Origin of the sequence: Aeromonas sp. WP2-W18-CRE-05, assembly GCF_014168615.1 — a bacterium.
Taxonomy (GTDB): Bacteria; Pseudomonadota; Gammaproteobacteria; order Enterobacterales; family Aeromonadaceae; genus Aeromonas; species Aeromonas caviae.
This window is the reverse complement of record NZ_AP021917.1, coordinates 4,139,258-4,158,007: the sequence shown is the minus strand read 5'-3', so window position 1 is coordinate 4,158,007 and position 18,750 is coordinate 4,139,258. Positions and strand designations below refer to the sequence as shown.

At 64.9% G+C, this 18,750-nt stretch carries 15 protein-coding genes; 7 read left to right on the top strand and 8 right to left on the bottom strand.

Annotated features, from left to right (window positions below; all coding sequences use genetic code 11):
* Positions 1-79: 79 nt before the first annotated feature.
* The 5 genes from H7R73_RS19370 to H7R73_RS19350 form a co-directional block, all read right to left on the bottom strand.
* Complete coding sequence (locus H7R73_RS19370) at positions 80-916, bottom strand: transporter substrate-binding domain-containing protein (RefSeq protein ID WP_128272725.1); 837 nt, start codon at positions 914-916, stop codon at positions 80-82.
* Positions 913-1,674 (bottom strand): amino acid ABC transporter ATP-binding protein, encoded by a 762-nt coding sequence (locus tag H7R73_RS19365; RefSeq protein ID WP_103259534.1) that lies wholly within the window; start codon positions 1,672-1,674, stop codon positions 913-915. The genes H7R73_RS19370 and H7R73_RS19365 overlap by 4 nt, the downstream gene beginning before the upstream one ends.
* Positions 1,671-2,333, bottom strand: a complete 663-nt coding sequence (locus H7R73_RS19360; RefSeq protein WP_103259535.1) for an amino acid ABC transporter permease — start codon at positions 2,331-2,333, stop codon at positions 1,671-1,673. Before H7R73_RS19360 ends, H7R73_RS19365 begins: the two co-directional genes overlap by 4 nt.
* A 186-nt stretch (positions 2,334-2,519) precedes the next feature.
* Complete coding sequence (locus tag H7R73_RS19355; RefSeq protein WP_103259536.1) at positions 2,520-3,185, bottom strand: amino acid ABC transporter permease; 666 nt, start codon at positions 3,183-3,185, stop codon at positions 2,520-2,522.
* Positions 3,182-4,393, bottom strand: coding sequence for a threonine synthase (locus tag H7R73_RS19350; protein WP_103259537.1), 1,212 nt, complete (start codon positions 4,391-4,393; stop codon positions 3,182-3,184). Before H7R73_RS19350 ends, H7R73_RS19355 begins: the two co-directional genes overlap by 4 nt.
* A 215-nt stretch (positions 4,394-4,608) precedes the next feature.
* Between H7R73_RS19350 and H7R73_RS19345 the strand changes: the two genes are divergently transcribed.
* The 3 genes from H7R73_RS19345 (at position 4,609) to H7R73_RS19335 (ending at position 9,990) form a co-directional block, all read left to right on the top strand.
* Complete coding sequence (locus H7R73_RS19345; RefSeq protein ID WP_182951370.1) at positions 4,609-6,756, top strand: prolyl oligopeptidase family serine peptidase; 2,148 nt, start codon at positions 4,609-4,611, stop codon at positions 6,754-6,756.
* Between the two features lie 203 nt (positions 6,757-6,959).
* Entirely contained in the window at positions 6,960-9,116 is a 2,157-nt protein-coding gene (locus H7R73_RS19340; RefSeq protein WP_182951369.1) for an AsmA family protein, read from the top strand.
* A gap of 139 nt (positions 9,117-9,255) precedes the next feature.
* Positions 9,256-9,990, top strand: coding sequence for an SDR family oxidoreductase (locus H7R73_RS19335; RefSeq protein ID WP_103259540.1), 735 nt, complete (start codon positions 9,256-9,258; stop codon positions 9,988-9,990).
* Positions 9,991-10,046: 56 nt separating this feature from the next.
* Here the strand turns inward: H7R73_RS19335 and glnE are convergent, their stop codons facing one another.
* From glnE to H7R73_RS19320, 3 genes are all read right to left on the bottom strand, one after another.
* Positions 10,047-12,920 carry a bifunctional [glutamate--ammonia ligase]-adenylyl-L-tyrosine phosphorylase/[glutamate--ammonia-ligase] adenylyltransferase gene (glnE, locus tag H7R73_RS19330; protein ID WP_232092708.1) on the bottom strand — a complete coding sequence of 958 codons (2,874 nt, stop codon included), beginning with the start codon at positions 12,918-12,920 and terminating at the stop codon, positions 10,047-10,049.
* Between the two features lie 135 nt (positions 12,921-13,055).
* Positions 13,056-13,496 (bottom strand): GNAT family N-acetyltransferase, encoded by a 441-nt coding sequence (locus tag H7R73_RS19325; protein ID WP_010675667.1) that lies wholly within the window; start codon positions 13,494-13,496, stop codon positions 13,056-13,058.
* 107 nt (positions 13,497-13,603) lie between these two features.
* Complete coding sequence (locus H7R73_RS19320) at positions 13,604-14,854, bottom strand: methyl-accepting chemotaxis protein (RefSeq protein ID WP_103259542.1); 1,251 nt, start codon at positions 14,852-14,854, stop codon at positions 13,604-13,606.
* Positions 14,855-14,954: 100 nt separating this feature from the next.
* Here H7R73_RS19320 and H7R73_RS19315 point away from each other — a divergent pair, with 100 nt between their 5' ends.
* The 4 genes from H7R73_RS19315 to hemE all read left to right on the top strand — a co-directional run bounded on the left by H7R73_RS19315 (position 14,955) and on the right by hemE (position 18,617).
* A complete protein-coding gene (locus tag H7R73_RS19315) occupies positions 14,955-15,707 on the top strand; it encodes a potassium channel family protein (protein WP_029314808.1) in 753 nt (250 codons plus the stop codon).
* Between the two features lie 152 nt (positions 15,708-15,859).
* The gene (locus H7R73_RS19310) at positions 15,860-16,465 is read left to right on the top strand and encodes a TIGR04211 family SH3 domain-containing protein (protein WP_010675664.1); all 606 of its coding nucleotides are present in this window, start codon (positions 15,860-15,862) and stop codon (positions 16,463-16,465) included.
* A gap of 165 nt (positions 16,466-16,630) precedes the next feature.
* Complete coding sequence (nudC, locus tag H7R73_RS19305; protein ID WP_103259543.1) at positions 16,631-17,410, top strand: NAD(+) diphosphatase; 780 nt, start codon at positions 16,631-16,633, stop codon at positions 17,408-17,410.
* A 139-nt stretch (positions 17,411-17,549) separates the two neighbouring features.
* Positions 17,550-18,617: a uroporphyrinogen decarboxylase gene (hemE, locus tag H7R73_RS19300; protein WP_103259544.1), complete on the top strand. Its 1,068-nt coding sequence runs from the start codon at positions 17,550-17,552 to the stop codon at positions 18,615-18,617.
* The last annotated feature ends 133 nt before the right edge of the window (positions 18,618-18,750 follow it).

The window sequence follows — 18,750 nt, the reverse complement described above, 5'->3', positions numbered from 1 at the left end:
AGGTCAAACCTTGCGGTTTGCAGACCAACGGAACCAAAGATCACACACTTCACACTCAGCACTGCTGTGGGGGCAGGGCTCAACCCTGCCACTTGCCTCCTTCCACTATCACGTCGTTGGGATCGGTATCGGCGCTAAGCTTGTCGCGCACATACTGGTCGTAGAGTTTGAGCAGGTACTTCTCTTCCCCCAGCTTGGCGAGACGGTCGTTGACCCAGTCACGCAGCTCGATATTGCCCTTCTTCACCGCCGGGGCGATGGGGTCTTCCGAGCCCAGCTTCTCGGGCAGCACCCGATAGCCCGGGTTCTCCTTGGCCCAGCTGAACAACACCAGGTTGTCCTGGGCATAGGCATCGCCGCGGCCCTGGGCCAGCGCCTGCAGGGATTCGGTGTTCTTCTCGAACTTGAGCACCTTCCACTCCGGGTGGTTGCGGGTCAGCCAGATGTCGGCCGTGGTGCCGGTGGTGACGATAAGCCGCTTGCCGGCCAGATCGTCGAGCTTCTTGGCGTCGCTGCCTTCCGGCACCAGCACCTGCACCGCGACCTTGAGGTTCGGGTTGGTGAAGTCCACCACCTGCCGCCGCTCCGGGGTCACCGTCATGTTGGCGAGGATGAGATCCACCTTGTCGCTCTGCAGGAAGGGGATGCGGCTGGCGGGCTCCACCGCCACGAACTCGACCTTGTTTTCGTCCCCCAGCAGATCCTTGGCGAAGCGGCGGCCGAGATCGGTGTCAAAGCCGACGTAGTTGCCCTTCTCGTCCACATAGCCAAACGGCGGCTTGTCGGTGAAGACGCCGACGATGAGCTTGTCCCGCGCCTTGATCTTGGCGAGGGAACCGTCTTCTGCCTGGGCGGCGCCGCTGGCGAGGCCCAGGCCGATGAGGGCGCTAAACAGGACCGAGGTAATTATCTTCATGCTGACTCCTTTCGTTTGCTGACAGTTGTATAAGAAAACTTGGCGAGGAACTGGCGGGCACGCTGGCTCCTGGGATTGTCGAAAAATTGATGGGGGGCGGCCTGCTCCAGGATGTGGCCGCCGTCCATGAAGACGATGCGATCCGCCACCGCCTGGGCGAACGCCAGCTCGTGGGTGACGATGAGCAGGGTCATGCCGCTGCCGGCGAGATCCCGGATCACCTCCAGCACCTCCTGCACCATCTCGGGATCCAGCGCTGCGGTCACCTCGTCAAACAGCATCACCTGCGGGTTCATGCACAGGGCCCGCACGATGGCGATGCGCTGCTGCTGGCCGCCGGAAAGCTGGCGTGGATAGTCGTGGCGCCGCTCCCACAGGCCGATGCGGGTCAGCAGCTGTTCCGCCTGCAGCAGGGCCTCGGCCCGCTCTCGTTTTTGCACCTGAAGGGGGCCGAGCAGCACGTTCTCCAGCACCGTCAGGTTGGGGAAGAGGTGATAGCTCTGGAACACCATGCCGATGCGCTGGCGCAGCCGCTGCCAGTCGGTGCTGGCATCCAGCAACTCTCCGTCGAAGCGAATATCGCCCCCCTGAATGGGTTCGAGCCCGTTGAGGGTGCGCAGCAAGGTGCTTTTGCCGCAGCCGCTCGGCCCCAGGATGACGATCACTTCCCCGGCGTTCACCGTGAGGCTGACCTCGTCCAGTACCCGGTTTTGGCCGAATTGTTTGCTGACAGCATTGAGCTCAAGCAGAGGTGTCATACCGCATTACCCCATTGTTGCTCCAGCCGGCGCGAGGCGAGCGAGAGCGGATAGCAGACCAGAAAGAAAAACAGGAACAGCAGACCGTAGATGAGCAGCGAGCCATAGGTGCGCTCGATGATCTGCTGGCCCACCTTGATCACCTCCACCACCCCGATCAGCACCGCCAGCGAGCTGGTCTTGATGATGCGGGTGTAGATGTTGATGGTCGGCGGCGTCAGCCGTTGCAGCGCCTGGGGCAGCAGCACGTGGCGATAGAGCTGCCAGCGGGAGAGCCCGAGCGCCAGGCCGGCCTCCTGCTGGCCGCGGGCGAGGGATTTGAGGCCACCGCGCACCACTTCGCCCACCTCGCTGGCGCCCCACAGGGCCAGCACCAGCACGGCGCACCAGAAGGCCGGGATGTCCAGGCCAAAGAAGATCGGCAGCCCGAAGAAGAAGAGGTAGAGCCACACCAGCACGGGTACCACCCGAAACAGCTCCAGATAGACTCGCAACACTCCCCGAGTCAGCCTTCCCCCCTGCTGGGCCAGCACGCCATAACCGACCCCACCCAGGGTGGCGAACAGGATGGCGAGCAGCGAGATGGCGAGGGTCTGGCCCGCGCCCACCGCCAGCAGCGGCAGCGCCTGCGCCAACTGCTCAGTGATCTGACTGGCCATAGTGATCCCTCCTTTCTGGTGCATGGGTGGCGAGTGACGGCGGCAGCAGGAAGATAAGTCCCCACATCGGGATCCTCGCCTGCATCAGCGATTCAGTGACCGAACTGGCCATATTGATCCCTCCTTTCCTCTGCATGGGTGGCGAGTGACGGCAGCAGTTGGACAATAGGTGTCTGCATCAGTTGCTCAATGACCGAACTGACCATGTTGCAGCCTCCTTTCAACGACGCGCAGGGCAAGGGAGAGCGGCAGAAAGATCAGCACGCACATCAAGGTCAGCACCGCCAGCATCTCGTAGGTCTTGTAGTAGAGGGCGATGTAGTTCTTGGTGGTGTAGAGGAGCTCGGGCACCGCCACCGCCGAGGCCACCGTGGTCTCTTTGAGCAGAAAGATGAAGTTGGCAAACAGCGCCGGCAGGCTGGCAAGCCAGGCCTGGGGCAGTTGCACGTGGCGCAGCAGCTGCCAGCGGGAGAGACCGATGGCCCGCCCGGCCTCCAGTTGGCTGGGGGGGATTGCCTGAACGCCCGCCCGCAGCGCCTCGGTCAGGTAGCCGCCGCCGAGGAAGGTCATGGCGATCACCGCCGTGGCAAAGCCAGAGAGCGAGATGCCGAGCGCCGGCAGCCCGAAGTAGAGAAAGAACAGCTGGATCAAGAGCGGCGTGTTGCGGGCCAGCTCCACATAGGCACGGATCACCCCGTTCAGCCAGGGCTTGTGCAGGCTCAGCAGCGTCACGTTGAGCAGCGCCACGACGAGTGAGGTGAGGATCACGATGGCGCCGAGCTGCAAGGTGACCCAAACCGATTGGCCGAACGCCGGCAGGGTGGTGAGAACAAAGGACCAGTCGAAGCTCATGCCGGGATCCTCCCGTCACGGCGCAGCCGCTGGGGCACGACCGTGATGGCGTCAGGGTACTTGATGCCGGCGCCGGTGTTGAGCACCACCACCCGCTCGCCCCCCTGGATCCAGCCCGCTTCCCGCAGCTGGCGGGCAGCGGCGAAGGCGGCCGCCCCTTCCGGGCAGACGAAGCTGCCTTCGCGCGCGGCGAGCTGGCGGATCTCGCGCTGGATGGCGCTATCGTCCACCGCGATGGCGCACCCCTCGGTGCGATAGAGGGCGTCCAGCACCAGAAAGTCCCCCAGCGCCTTGGGCACGTTGATGCCAAAGGCGAGGGTCTGGGAATCGGGCCAGAAGCGCGATTCGCGCTCCCCCTGCTGCCACGCCTGGACGATGGGGGCGCAGCCACTCGCCTGCACCGCCACCAGTCGCGGCAGCGGCCCTTTGGCCCAGCCCAGCTCCTGCAACTCCCGCAGCGCCTTGTAGATGCCGATGAGGCCGACCCCGCCGCCGGTGGGGTAGAGGATGACGTCCGGCAGGGTCCAGCCGAGCTGCTCGGCGATCTCCAGCCCCATGGTCTTCTTGCCCTCGATGCGATAGGGCTCCTTGAGGGTGGAGGCATCGAACAGCCCCTGCTCGGCCACCGCCTCGGCCACCTGGCGACCGGCGTCGCTGATGAGGCCATCCACCAGATAGAGGCGGGCACCGGCCAGCGAGGTCTCCAGTCTTGTGATGGCGGGGGCCGCCTGGGGCATGACTATGGTGCTGCGCAGCCCGGCGCGGGCGCCATAGAGCGCCCAGGCCGCCCCGGCGTTGCCGTTGGTGGGCATGGCGAAGTGGGTGATGCCGAGCTCCCGGGCGCGGGAGACGCCGACCGCGGCGCCGCGGGCCTTGAAAGAACCGGTGGGGATGATGCTCTCATCCTTCATCCAGAGATCCGGAATGCCAATCTGCTTGCCGAAAGCGGGCAGGGGCAGCAGAGGGGTGAAGCCTTCCCCCAGGGTGATCACCTGGGCGGGGTCGCGCACCGGCAGCAGCTCGTGGTAGCGCCACAGGCTGGCGGGGCGGCCCAGCAGAGCGGCCGGGTGCCAGGCCTGTTTCAGGGCCTCGAGGTCGTAGCTGGCCAGCAAGGGGGCACCGACCGAGCTCAACTGCTGGGGCTGATCGGCATCCACTATCTCGCCGGTCTTGCTGCAACGCAGATGTGATAAGTAGCTGTACGGCATGCTTTATCCTGAATGGCTCACGTTGGCTGGTGTCTTATTCCATCCTGTGACCCAAGGGCCGGATAACAAACAAAATAAAGCGGCAAACTTAAGCGAAAAAATTCATATGGCTCCCCCGTGTCGGCGGTCCACCCTCTGTCACCGGTCGGGGGGTTGGGCCATCCGGCGCGCTTTGTTAACCTGCCCGCTCACTCAAACCGCAGGGAGCTGCCTCGATGCGAGCCATTGTCAGCCTGCTGGCCCTGTCACTGCTCTGTGCGTGCAGCGGCCAGCCAACCAGAGAGGATGCCATGTCAGGGAATACGCGCCTTCACTACCCCGTCACCCGCCAGGGTGAGCAGGTGGATCACTACTTCGGCCAGGCCGTGGCCGACCCCTATCGCTGGCTGGAGGATGATCGCAGCCCCGAAACCGAGGCCTGGGTCAAGGCCCAGAACCGGGTGACTCAGGGTTACCTGGCGCAGATCCCGTATCGCGCCGCCATCAAAGAGAAGCTGGCCGCCTCCTGGAACTACGCCAAGGAGGGGGCACCGTTTCGCGAGGGGCGCTACCACTACTTCTTCAAGAACGACGGTCTGCAGAACCAGAACGTGCTGTGGCGCCAGCAGGAGGGCAAGCCGGCCGAGGTGTTCCTCGATCCCAATACCCTCAGCCCCGACGGCACCACGGCGCTGGATCAGCTGAGCTTCTCCCGCGATGGCCGCATCCTGGCCTACTCCTTGTCGCTGGCGGGCAGCGACTGGCGCGAGATCCACCTGATGGACGTAGAGAGCAAGCTGCCGCTGGAGGCGCCCCTCAAGGACGTGAAGTTCAGCGGTATCAGCTGGCTCGGCAACGAGGGCTTCTTCTACTCGAGCTACGACAAGCCGGATGGCAGCGAGCTGTCGGCCAAGACCGATCAGCACAAGGTCTATTTCCACCGGCTCGGCACGGCGCAGGAGGATGACCGGCTGGTGTTCGGCGCCATCCCGGCCCAGCACCACCGTTACGTGGGGGCGACCGTCACCGAAGATGACCGCTTCCTGCTTATCTCGGCGGCGAACTCCACCTCGGGCAACCGCCTCTATGTGAAGGATCTGAGCCAGGAGAACGCGCCGCTGCTGACGGTGCAGGGGGATCTGGATGCGGACGTGAGCCTGGTGGACAACAAGGGCAGCACCCTTTATCTGCTGACCAACCGGGACGCCCCCAACGGCCGGCTGGTGACGGTGGATGCCGCCAACCCGGGCCCGGCCCGCTGGCGGGATCTCATCCCCGAGCGCCAGCAGGTGCTGACGGTGCACAGCGGCAGCGGCTATCTGTTCGCCGAGTACATGGTGGATGCCACCGCCCGGGTCGAGCAGTTCGACTACGAAGGCAAGCGGGTGCGCGAGGTGGCGCTGCCCGGCCTTGGCAGCGTCAGTGGCTTCAACGGCAAGCACGACGACCCCGCCCTCTACTTCGGCTTCGAGCACTATGCCCAGCCGCCGACTCTCTACCGGTTCGAGCCCAAGAGCGGCGCCATCAGCCTCTATCGCGCCTCGGCTGCGCCGTTCAAACCGGAGGATTACGTTTCCGAGCAGCGCTTCTACCAGAGCAAGGACGGCACCCGGGTGCCGCTCATCATCAGCTACCGCAAGGGGCTCAAGCTTGATGGCAGCAACCCGACCATCCTCTACGGCTACGGCGGTTTCGACGTGAGCCTGACCCCGAGCTTCAGCGTGTCGGTGGCCAACTGGCTGGATCTGGGGGGCGTCTATGCGGTGGCCAACCTGCGCGGGGGCGGCGAGTATGGCCAGGCCTGGCACCTGGCGGGCACCCAGCAGAACAAGCAGAACGTGTTCGACGATTTCATCGCGGCGGCCGAGTACCTCAAGGCCGAGGGCTACACCCGCACCGATCGGCTGGCGATCCGTGGTGGCTCCAACGGCGGTCTGCTGGTGGGGGCGGTCATGACCCAGCGGCCGGATCTGATGCGGGTCGCCCTGCCGGCGGTGGGGGTGCTCGACATGCTGCGCTACCACACCTTCACCGCCGGGGCGGGCTGGGCCTATGACTACGGCACCAGCGCCGACAGCGAGGCGATGTTCGACTACCTGAAGGGCTACTCGCCCCTGCACAACGTCCGGGCCGGGGTCAGCTACCCTTCGACCCTGGTGACCACGGCGGATCACGACGATCGGGTGGTGCCAGCCCACTCCTTCAAGTTTGCCGCCACCCTGCAAGCCGACAATGCCGGCCCCCATCCCCAGCTCATCCGCATCGAGACCAATGCCGGGCACGGGGCGGGCACGCCGGTGGCCAAGCTTATCGAGCAGAGTGCGGACATCTATGCCTTCACCCTGTACGAGATGGGCTATCAGCAGTTGCCGCGTCAGCCTTGATCCGGGCGAGGCGGGCGTCAGCCATCCACTATCATCAGGGCCCTGCGGGGCCCTTTTTATTGCCGCGCGTTGGAAGAGCTGCGCTGGCAGCACTAGCTGCGACCATCCCTGTCTCGCCGCTGGTCCGTTTTGGCAGACGGGCCCCATCTGTCATCCCCCCGGTGGTATAGTCAGCCACAAGATCCGCATTCAAGGAGTCCATCGTGAAGAAGATCATCTACATCCTGCTGGGGTTGGCGCTGGCGGCCGTGGTGGCCATCGCCGCCCTGGTGTCCCTCATCGATCCCAACCAGTTCAAGCCCCAGCTGGTGGAACAGGTGCGCAAGAGCACCGGCCGCGAGCTGGTGATACAAGGGGATATCGGCTGGCGTTTCTGGCCAAGCCTCGGCCTCTCCCTCGAGAAGGTGGCGCTGCGCAACCCCGCCGGTTTCGCCGAGTCCGACCTGGTGCGATTCGAGCAGGGTGAGGCCTCGGTAGGCTTGCTGCCGCTGCTCTCCCACCGGCTTGAGATCGGCAAGGTGACCCTGAGCGGCGCCCATCTCTTTATCCAGACCAAGGCTGACGGCAGTTCCAACCTGAGTGACCTGCTCAAGGCCTCCGCCGACCCCAAGGAGGAGGCGGCCTCCGAGCCTGCCGCAACGACGCCCCCAGCCGCCAGTGACAAGCAGCCCTGGCAGATCAGCCTGCAAGGCATCGCGCTGGTGGATGCCAGCGCCCTGGTGCGGGACGACCGCAGCGGTACCGTCTCCCGGCTCGACCGGCTGGATCTCGATCTGGGGCAGTTGACCCCGGGGGAGTGGGTATCGGTGACCCTGGCCGCCAAGGGGGCCCAGGGTGAGCTGGCGTTTGATCTCAAGGGGTCGGCCCAGCTCAAGCTAGCGTCCGATGCCAGCCGCAGCGAGCTGAAAGATGTCGCACTGGCGGGGAGCCTGAGCGAACCGACCCAGCGGCTGGATGCTTTCTCCCTCAAGGCCGACCGGCTGGCACTGGGGCAGTGGAGCAGCCTCACCCTCAGTCTGCAAGGGGCACAGGGGGCGGCGGACAAGCCGACCCTGGCCGGTACGCTGGAGGGGACCCTCAAGGCGCGCCTCGATGAAAACCGGCAACTGCTGGAGCTGTCGGATGCCGTGCTGGCCGCCAAGCTGAGCGGTGATGCCCTGCCGCGCCCGCAGATGCAGCTCAAGCTCGCTGGCTTTGCCCGCGCCGAGCTGGACAAGCAGGCCGTCACCCTCAGCAACCTGGTGCTGGGGGCGGACGATGCCCTGCTGAGCGGCAGCGGCGCCGTTCGTCTGGGGGCCGTACCCAAAGTGGACTTTGACCTCAAGGGGGCCAAGCTCGACCTGGACAGTTGGCTGGGTCAGCCAGCCAGGACGGCGTCCGCTGCGGCCACCTCGGGAGCGGCTGCATCGGCCGGAGCAAAGGATCAGGCAGCGGCGCCCGCCAACAGGGCGCTCTCCACGGTAGAGCCTGATCTGACCGCCCTCAAGTCGGTGGACCTGTCTGGCAGCCTGCAACTGGGCAGCCTGCGCCTCAAGGGGCTGGATCTGAGCGCCGTGGATCTGCAACTGGCCCTGGCCGGTGGTCAGCTCACCCTCAAGCAGTTCAGTGCCGGGGTGGCCGGCGGCCAGGTGACCGCCAGCGGCGTGCTCGATGCCCGTCAGCAGCCGGCCCGCTATCAGGTGCACAAGCGGGTGCAGGGAGTCGATGTGCGGCCGCTGCTGCAGACCCTGGCCCAGACCGACCTGCTGGAAGGCAAGGGGGATCTGGAGGTCGAGGTGCAGGGTAGCGGTCTTTCCGAGCAGGCGCTGCGCAGCCGGATGCAGGGCCAGGTGAAGCTCAAGTTGAGCGATGGCGCCCTGCACGGCATCAACCTGGCGGAGATGATCCGCGAGGCGCGGGCCACCCTGACTGGTAAGGGGGCGGATCAGGTGAAGGAGGTGCGCAAGACCGATTTCAGCGCCCTCACCGCCAGCTTCCAGATTGCCAACGGGATTGCCAGGAGCGATGACATCCAGCTCTTTGCCCCCGCCCTGCGGGTGAAGGGGCAGGGCCAGACCGCCCTGGTGCCGGAGACCCTCGACTTCCTGTTCCTCACCTCCGTGGTGGAGAGCAGCAAGGGGCAGGGGGGCAAGACGGTGGATGAGCTCAAGGACATCACTATACCGGTGCGCATCGGCGGCCACTGGCAGGCGCCGAGCTACAAGCTCGACGTGAAGGCACTGCTCAGCAACAACAAGGTGCTGGAGGAGAAGGCCCGCAAGGAGGCCGAGCGCGGTCTCAAGAAGCTGCTGGGTGACAAGGCCGACAACGAAGGGGTGAAGGGGGTGGCGGACCAGCTGCTCAAGGGCCTGTTCAAATAGCCAGCCTCCCGTTGTTGCCATCAAGAGCCCGCCCCGTGCGGGCTCTTTGCTGTGGTGCCGGGCGTTACGGGACGAGGTGTGGTCGGCAACATGAGGTACTATGCGAAACAGTCTTCGAAACCGGGAACCAGGAGGGTTCATGAACAAACGGGTGTTGATCACCGGCGGCGGCAGAGGTATCGGGGCCGCGACAGCCCGCTATCTGGCGGCGCAGGGTTACCATCTCTGTCTCAACTATCGTCAGGACAGGGCGTCCGCCGAGGCGGTGGTGGCCGAGATCCTGGCCACCCATCCGGTCGAGTGCATTGCGGTGCAGGCCGATGTCAGCGTGGAGGCCGAGGTGGTGCGCCTGTTCGAGGAGATGGACGCGCGGCTCGGCCCCGTCACTCATCTGGTGAACAACGCCGGCAGGTTGCAGCCCCAGATGCGGGTGCTGGAGATGAGCGCAGAGCGCATCAACCAGACCCTGACCACCAATGTCACCAGCTGCTTTCTCTGCTGCCGCGAGGCGGTGCGCCGCATGACGGCGGGGGGCGCCATCGTCAACGTCTCTTCCGCCGCCGCGCGCCTGGGCTCCCCCGGGGAGTACGTGGATTATGCCGCCGCCAAGGGGGCCGTCGACGTGCTGACCAGAGGCTTGTCGCTGGAGCTGGCGGCTCAGGGGATCCGGGTCAACGGGGTGCGTCCTGGTTTCATCTACACCGAGATGCATGCCGACGGCGGCGAGCCCGGCCGGGTGGACAGGATCAAGGGCAATATTCCCCTGCAACGGGGCGGCGAACCCCGTGAGGTGGCGGCCGCCATCGCCTGGCTGCTGTCGGACGAGGCCTCCTATGCCACCGGCACCTTTATCGATGTGGCGGGCGGGCGCTAGGTCATCTTCAACAAGCCTCTCGTCAACGAGAAGGGGCGCCATGGCGCCCCTTCTGCTTATTCTCCCAGCAGCTGTTGCCAGACCGCCAGCACATGGCTCCGCTCACTCTGCAGCTGATCGTCGCTCACCTTGCGGGAGATCTCCGAGAGGTTGAGGCGATGGCCGAGGTTGCGGATCTCCAGATAGGCCTGTTTCAGCCCCTCTGCCTGCTCCAGTGTGAGTACCCCCGCCATCACGCACTCATCGAAGATGCGCACATTGTCTGACCAGCGGGTGAGGGCGTCCGGCTCACCGCAGGCATGGGCCAGCACCAGGTACTGGGCGATGAACTCGATGTCCACCATGCCGCCGGGGGACTGCTTGAGATCGAACTCTCCCTCTCCCGCCTTGAGCAGGTGATCCCGCATCTTGTGGCGCATCTCCCGCACTTCGCGGGCCAGGGTGGGCAGATCCCGTTCCTTGGCCAGCACGTCGCGGCGAATGCGGGCAAATTCGGCGACCACGGCATCATCGCCATAGATGGGACGGGCTCGCACCAGGGCCTGATGCTCCCAGGTCCAGGCTTCCTGCTGCTGGTACTGCTCATAGGCCGACAGCGATGAGACCAGCAGGCCTGCGTCGCCGGAGGGGCGCAGCCGCATGTCGATCTCGTAGAGGATGCCGGACGGAGTGCGGGTGCTGAACAGATGCAGGATCCGCTGGGCCAGGCGCAGGTAGAACTGGCGGCTGTCGATGGGCTTGCGACCGTCGGTGTAGCTGTTGGGGTCGCCGCCGTGCAGGAACACCAGATCGAGATCCGAGCCGTAGCCCAGCTCGATGCCCCCCAGCTTGCCGTAGGCCACCACCGCAAAGCCGCGCTGGCCGCTCACCGCCACCTCGGGCGGCACCCCGTAGCGTTCGCTCATCTGGGCCCAGGCCTGATTGACCACCTCCTCGGTGATCGCCTCCGCCAGCCAGGTGAGGTGGTCGCTCACCTTCATCAGCGGCAGGGCGCCGGCGATGTCGGCGGCGACGATGCGCAGGAGCTGCACCTGCTTGAACTGGCGCAGCGCCTCCATCTGCTGCTCCACGTCCTCCTCGGGGATGCGCAGCAGGAACTGGCGCAGCTGGGGTTTGTACTGATCCAGCGGGGTGGGGTGGTAGAGGTGCTGGGGATCCAGCAGCTCGTCCAGCAGGATGGGGTAGCGGGCCAGCTGCTCGCTCACCAGGTTGCTCTCGTCACACAGGCGCACCAGCTGGCGCAGGGCGGCGGGGTTTTCCGCCAGCAGTTGCAGATAGGCGCTGCGGGTGAAGATGCGGGTCAGCAGGGTGCAGACCCGCTCGAACAGGCGGGCGGGCTCGCGGCTCGCCACCACCAGGCGCAGCAGCTCCGGCATCAGCCAGTCCAGGGCGATGCGCCCCTGGGGCCCCACCTGACGGCGCTTGTACTCCTCCTTGAAACGCAGCAGGGCGGCGCAGAGGGGGGCGGGCTCCACCACTCCCTGCGTGGTCAGCAGTTTTTCCAGCTCGGCGGCATCAAGCTCGGTGCGCCAGAGATCGAGCCAGAGCTGTTCCAGGTGGGCGGGGGCCTCCTTCTCTTCCCCCACCACGGCGACGAACTCCTGATGGACGGCGGCCATCTCCTCATCGAGGTGGGCCATGAAGGCGTCCCAGTCGGTAAAGCCGAGGGTGGCGATGAGCCGTTGGCGATCCCGCTCCTCGGTGGGCAGAGTCTGGGTCTGCTGATCGCCGATCTCCTGCAAGATGTTTTCCACCCGGCGCAGGAAGCGATAGGCGGTTAGCAGGCGTTCGCACTGGCTCCCCTCCAGGGCCCCCCCCTGGGCGATGGCGGCCAGCGCCTCGGGCAGGTGGCGTACCCGCAGGGCGGGCTCGCGCCCGCCACGGATGAGTTGCAGCGCCTGGGCGATAAACTCCACCTCGCGAATGCCCCCGGCCCCCAGCTTGATGTTGCCCTCCAGTCCCTTGCGGCGCACCTCGGCGGCGATCATCGCCTTCATCTGGCGCAGGCCGTCGATGACGCCGAAGTCGATGTAGCGGCGGAACACGAAGGGGCGCAGCAGTTCGGTCAGGGCCATGGCGTGTTCACACTGGGGGCCCAGCACCCGCGCCTTGACCATGGCGTAGCGCTCCCAGTTGCGGCCGTGATGCTGGTAGTAGTCCTCCATGGCGGCAAACGAGATGGCGAGCGGCCCCGCATCGCCAAAGGGGCGCAGCCGCATGTCGACCCGGAACACCTGACCATCCTGGGTGGGCTGGTGGAGGGCGTTGATGAGACGCTGCCCCAGCTTGATGAAGAACTGCTGGTTGGCGAGCTCCCGCCGCCCGCCAACGGTGTAGCCGTTCTCGGGGAAGGTGAAGATAAGGTCGATGTCCGAGGAGAAATTGAGCTCGCCGCCGCCGAGCTTGCCCATCCCGAGGATGAGCAGCGGCTGGGGGTTACCATCGCCGTCCATGGGGGTGCCCAGCTCGCTGCACTGTTTGGCGTAGAGCCAGTCGCGGGCTCCACAGATGAGGGCATCCGCCAGCCTGGTGAGATGGATGAAGCTCTCTTCGACCTCGGACTCCCCGAGCAGCTCGCGCCAGGCGATCACCAGCATGCGGCTGCGGCGGAACTGGCGCAGGATGCGCTTGAGCGCCTCCTCGTCCGCGACCTCGGCGAGCAGGGCTGCGAGTTCAGGTTCATAGGCGGGCCAGCGCTCGGCCCGGGTCAGTGCGTCCGATGCCAGGGTCTCGGCCAGCAGCCCCGGTTGCTTGATGAGGGAGTCGGCGACAAAGTCGGAGAGGCCGAGCAGGGTCAGCAGGGTCTGGCGGGTGGGCTCGGGCAGAGCGTCATACTGGGGCGCCAGGGCGAGCAGCCGCTGCCAGTGGCGCAGGGCCTGCTCCTGCAACAAGGGGGAGAAGGCGGAGAAAGAGGGAGAGTGCTGGGCCACGGTTGCCATCCTTGTGGTTGACGAGTCTGCAGGGAGAGTGAAATGCCGGCTGCCAATCTAGCACTCCCGGGCGCTGGCGTCACAGCGCCGCTGCCCGGAAGGTGATCCGGCAACGGATCTGGCGATCGGCCGGGCTCAGGGACGCCGGTAGATCTCGGGGTCGTAGATTTCCATCAGGCTGCCGGGGCTTCTCGGCGGCACAAAACCGAAGCCGGCGTAGAGGCCGTGGGCATCGGAGGTGGCGAGAGAGAGACGGCGCAGCCCTTGCAGCTCCGGGTGGGCGAGGATGGCTGCCACCAGGGCCTTGCTGTGGCCGCGCCCGCGATGTTCGGGCAGCACGAAGACGTCGGCGAGATAACCGAAGGTGGCCTTGTCGGTGATGACCCGGGCGAAGGCGACCTGCTGGCCGTCGAGATAGGCTCCGAAGCACAGGGAGTGGTTGATGGCCCGCTGCAGGGTGGCGAGGGGAATGCCGAGGCACCAGTAGGCCTCTTCACTGAGGAAACGGTGAATGAGCGGGACGTCGAGGCGTCCCTTGTCGTCGCTTATCTCAAGCGCACGTTCTGTGGTCTGCATCCTGGCTCCTTGCCGTGATGAAAAAAGAAAGGCCCCTAAGGGGGCCTTTCAGTGTACTCAAATCACGACCTCAGGCCAGCCTGAAGGTTTGACGATGGGCGCCAGCATCAGGCCAGCTTGAAGGCCTGGATATGGCTGTCCAGCGTCTGGCTGTGGTGTTCCACCAGTTCGGAGGCATCTTTCAGCTCCCGCAGCACCACGACGGAGCCTTCCACCACCTGTTTGACCTGCTCCAGGTTGGCATTCATCTCCTCGGCCACCGAGCTCTGCTGCTCGGAGGCGGCGGCGATCTGGCGGTTCATGTCGGCCACTCCCTGCACCCGTTGCACTATGGTGTCGAGCTGGGTACCTGCCTGGGTCACCTGCTCCACCCCCTTGTCCGCCTGCTGCACGCTCTCGGCCATCAGGCCGACGGCCTGGCGGGCGTTGCCCTGAAGCTGCTCGATCATCTTCTGGATCTCGACGGTGGCCGCCTGGGCACGGTTCGCGAGTTCGCGCACCTCGGAGGCGACCACGGCAAAACCGCGACCCGCCTCACCGGCGCGGGCGGCCTCGATGGCAGCGTTCAGGGCCAGCAGGTTGGTCTGCTCCGAGATGCTGCGGATGGTGTCCACCACGGAGCCGATGCGATCGACCCCGTGCTCCACCTCGTTGACCACGGTGGAGGAGCGCTGGATGTTGCCGGATAGGGTGTCGATGGTGTTGACGGTGGCGGCGACGCAGCGGCTGCCCTCCTCGGCCAGGGCGCTGGCCTCGAAGGTGGCGTGGGAGGCCTGCTCCGCATGGCTGGCCACCTCGCGGATGGCACCGACCATCTGGCTCATGGCGCTGGCAAGCTGCTCAATCTGGGTGAACTCCTCGTTGATGGCCTCGTTCGCCTCATCCATACAGAGAGTCACCTGGGAGGCGAGCTCGTTGAGCTCCTTGCAGGCGGCACGCTGGGTCCCGAACACCTCCTTGAGGTTCTCCTGGGAGTGGGCCACCGCCTTGGCGATGTCGCCGAACTCGTCCCGGGACTTGAGCAGCACGCTGTGGCTGAGATCCTTGTTGGCGAAACGCTCCAGCAGCCCCACCAGATAGTGCACCTGCTTGACCATGAGGCGGGAGCCGGTGAGCAGCAGCACCACGAAGACGACCCCCATGAGCGCCGTCTCCACCAGCCCGGTCCAGAGCAGGCGATCGGCGATGGTGTTGGCCATGGCGGCATCGATGCCCTCGCTGAGCAGGGTCGCTTCCAGGTTGCTGGCATCGAACCAGAGTTTGGCCAGCAGCAGCAGGGTGCTGAACACCATGAGCAGCACCACCTTGGGCACCAGTCGGATGTTGCTCATGCGCCTCTCCAGCGGGTTCAACTGCATAATTTTTCTCCTTTCAACGTCCATTATTCCTTTGCCGTCATAGCTATCGGCATTATCTTCCTTTTTATTAATTTGCACCGTGCTTAAAGTTGGAAAATGTATGCGACATCACTTAACTCATTTGCGTACCATGGATCTGCTGATGGGGTTTCTCTCCGTGATTTCGGTTTGCCTGGTGGCTGCTCGCTGGCTGGGGCACGGTGAACTGAGCCCCCAAACTTTGCAGCTCTTTTATGATGTCGACAGCCTGATCTGCTACTTCTTCCTCGCTCACTTCGCCTATGGCTGGGCGCGCGCCTCCGACAGGATGGCCTTCTTCAAGAGCAACTGGTTCTATCTGCCCGGCAGCCTGCCCATGGTGGAACAACTGCGCTGGGCGCGGCTCATCCAGCTGTGGCGGGTTTACCAGTTGCTCCGGGACAGACCGGATCTGCTGGCCATGTTCCGTCGTGAACGCAACGAAACCACCCTCTCCGGCATTCTCTTCCTCTTCTTTCTGTTGCTGGGGGTCGGCTCCGGCGTCATGTACTGGCTGGAAACGGGGCAACCCGGCAGCCAGATCCAGACTCCTTACGATGCCTTCTGGTGGACGCTGGTGACCCTCTCTACCGTGGGGTACGGGGATCTGGTGCCCAAGACGGAGGAGGGGCGCTTCGTCGCCAGCCTGCTGATCCTCTTTGGAGTGGGGTTGTTTGGCGCCCTCAGCGGCTTCATGGCCAGCCTGTTCGTCCATCCCGGCAAGACCAACGACGACACCGCGGTGTGGCGACGCCAGCAGAGCGAGCAGCAGGCGCAACTGCTCAAAGAGCTCAAGGCCCTGCGCGCCGAGGTACAGGCGCTGAAACAGAAGTAGGTACGACGTCTGGAATGGTCGCGTGGCAAACCGGCGGCGCTGCGAGACAGCTCTCACTCGGGGAGATGGCGCTTTTCTTTGCTTGTCCTTTGACCCGCAGGCGGCTTAACATTCGGCCTGCAACCTAATCCAACGAAGAGAATCGATCGACCATGCGCGCCCTTCTCGGGATCCTGATCTGCTTGTGTGCCCAACAGGCACTGGCCGATACCCGCTATGTTTCAGACAACATCTTTACCTATATCCACAACGGTCCGGGTACCCAGTACCGGATCCTCGGCAGCGTCAAGGCCGGTGAGCCGCTGGAGGTCAAGGCGGTAAACCAGGAGGCCGGATTCACCCAGGTGGTGGACGGTCGTGGCCGCGAGGGCTGGATCAAGAACAGCGAGCTGCAGGGGGAGATCAGCCTGCGTGAACGCCTTCCCCAGGTTCAGAAAGAGCTGGACGAAGCCAAGGCCCGTCTGCTGAACCTCAATGGCGACAACGAGAAACGCTTCGCCGAGAAGGATGGCAAGATCGCCGAGCAGAGCAAGGAGATCGCCAGCCTCAAAGCCCGTCTGGACAGCCAGAGCGCCGAGATGAGCAGCCTCAAGGAACAGAACGACGCCCTGACCCAGAGCTATGACAACCGTGAGCACGACATGCAGATGGACTGGTTCATCCGCGGTGGTGCCATGGTGGGGGGCGGCATCCTGCTCGGGATCCTCCTGCCCATGCTCCCGCGCCGTCGCAAGAGCAGCGAGCGCTGGATGAACTGATCGCCCGGGCGGTCAACAGGATGAAAGGTCGCCAGAGGCGGCCTTTTTTCATGGTGTGTCTGGCGAGAAGAGGGCCATGTCGGGGGTCGCCATCGGCCCTTCCCGCTCGTAAGATGAGGTGAACGATCCTGTGCCGCGCGCATTCTCAACAAGAGCCTTCATCATATGTCATCAACTGAACAGGCCTTCTGGTTCGTGCTGGGGGGCGATCACCTCGTCCTGCTGGATGAACAGGGGCGCATTCCACAAGGGGCCCGCGCCGTTTTGCCCACCCATCTGCACACCGCCCCCTTCGAGCGCTTCGACGAGTGGGACGGCCTGCCTTGCCATCTGCTGGATCTGGGGGCGGAGGCGGAGACCGGGGCCATGGCCCCGCTGCGCCAGCTCATGGTGGCGGGGGACGAAGAGGGCTTTCGCCTCGCAGGACGGGCCTGGCAGCTCGCCACTTTTCGCCGTACCCATCGTTTCTGCGGTGAGTGCGGCGCCCCCATGACCCCGAGGGAAGGGGAGTGGGCCCAGGGGTGTCATCACGGCCATGTCGTCTATCCGCGCATCTCCCCTTGCATCATCGTCGCGGTGCGCAAGGGGCCGGCTATCTTGCTGGCAGCCCACCGCCGTCACTATCAGGCGGATGATCCCATGTATACCGTGCTGGCCGGCTTCGTGGAGGCAGGGGAGAATCTGGAGCAGTGCGTGGCGCGGGAGGTGTTCGAGGAGAGCGGCATCCGGGTGACCAATGTGCGTTACGTGGCGAGCCAGCCCTGGCCCTTCCCCCACAGCCTGATGATGGGCTTCACCGCCGACTACGAGAACGGCGAGATCCGGGTGCAGGATGACGAACTGGTGGCGGCCGATTTCTTTGAGGCTGACCGGCTGCCGCGCTTGCCCCCTCATGGCACCATAGCGCGCCGGCTCATCGAACAGTGCCTCGCCGAGGCGCGTTGAGGGAAAACAGGGGCGCTTGTATGCGCCCCCTCACATCTTTGCACTCCTGCGGCGATGTGCGGCGTCAGGGGCGCCCTCAGCCTTGCACAAAGTGGTATCATGTCCGCCATTTTATGCGTGACATGACTCAGGAACTGGGATGAAAGAGCTGAAAAACGATCGATACCTGCGTGCCCTGCTGCGCCAGGAAGTGGACATGACCCCGGTATGGATGATGCGTCAGGCTGGCCGTTATCTGCCGGAATACAAGGCGACCCGCGCCGTTGCGGGGGATTTCATGTCCCTGTGTCGCAACGCCGAGCTGGCCTGTGAAGTCACTTTGCAGCCCCTGCGCCGCTATCCACTCGATGCTGCCATCCTCTTCTCCGACATCCTGACCGTGCCCGATGCCATGGGGCTGGGCCTCTACTTCGAACACGGGGAAGGCCCGCGCTTCGAGCGCCCGATCACCTCCATGGCCGACGTGCAGGCCCTGCCCATCCCGGATCCGGAAGACGAGCTCGGCTACGTGATGAATGCGGTGCGCACCATCCGCCGCGAGCTCAAGGGCGACGTGCCGCTCATCGGCTTCTCCGGCAGCCCCTGGACCCTGGCCACCTACATGGTGGAGGGGGGCAGCTCCAAGGCGTTCACCAAGATCAAGCAGATGATGTATGCAGAGCCGCAGACCCTGCACCTGCTGCTCGACAAGCTGGCGGACAGCGTGATTAGCTATCTCAACGCCCAGATCAGGGCGGGTGCCCAGGCGGTCATGGTGTTCGATACCTGGGGCGGCGTGCTCACCCCGCGGGATTACCGCGACTTTTCCCTGCAGTACATGCACAAGATCGTCGATGGCCTGATCCGTGAACATGAGGGCCGCCGTGTGCCGGTCACCCTGTTCACCAAGAACGGCGGCCAGTGGCTGGAGCAGATCGCCGCCACCGGCTGTGATGCCCTGGGGCTGGACTGGACCACCGACATCGAGGACGCCAAACGCCGGGTGGGCGACAAGGTGGCGCTGCAGGGCAACATGGATCCCTCCATGCTCTACGCCACCCCGGAGCGGATCCGCGAAGAGGTCGCCACCATTCTGGCCGGTTTCGGTCATGGCAACGGTCATGTCTTCAACCTGGGGCACGGCATCCATCAGGATGTGGACCCGGAACATGCCGGCGTGTTCGTCAACGCGGTGCATGAGCTCTCCGCCCGATACCACGGTCGCTGAGGGCGGCATACAGCGTGATGAACGGGGCCTGCGGGCCCCGTTTTGCTGTCCGTGACACAGGGGGCTGCATCCTGGTCGCGGCTCGGGTTACACTGCACCCCCATGTTGGCCGTCGTGGCCGGGATGGGGTCGT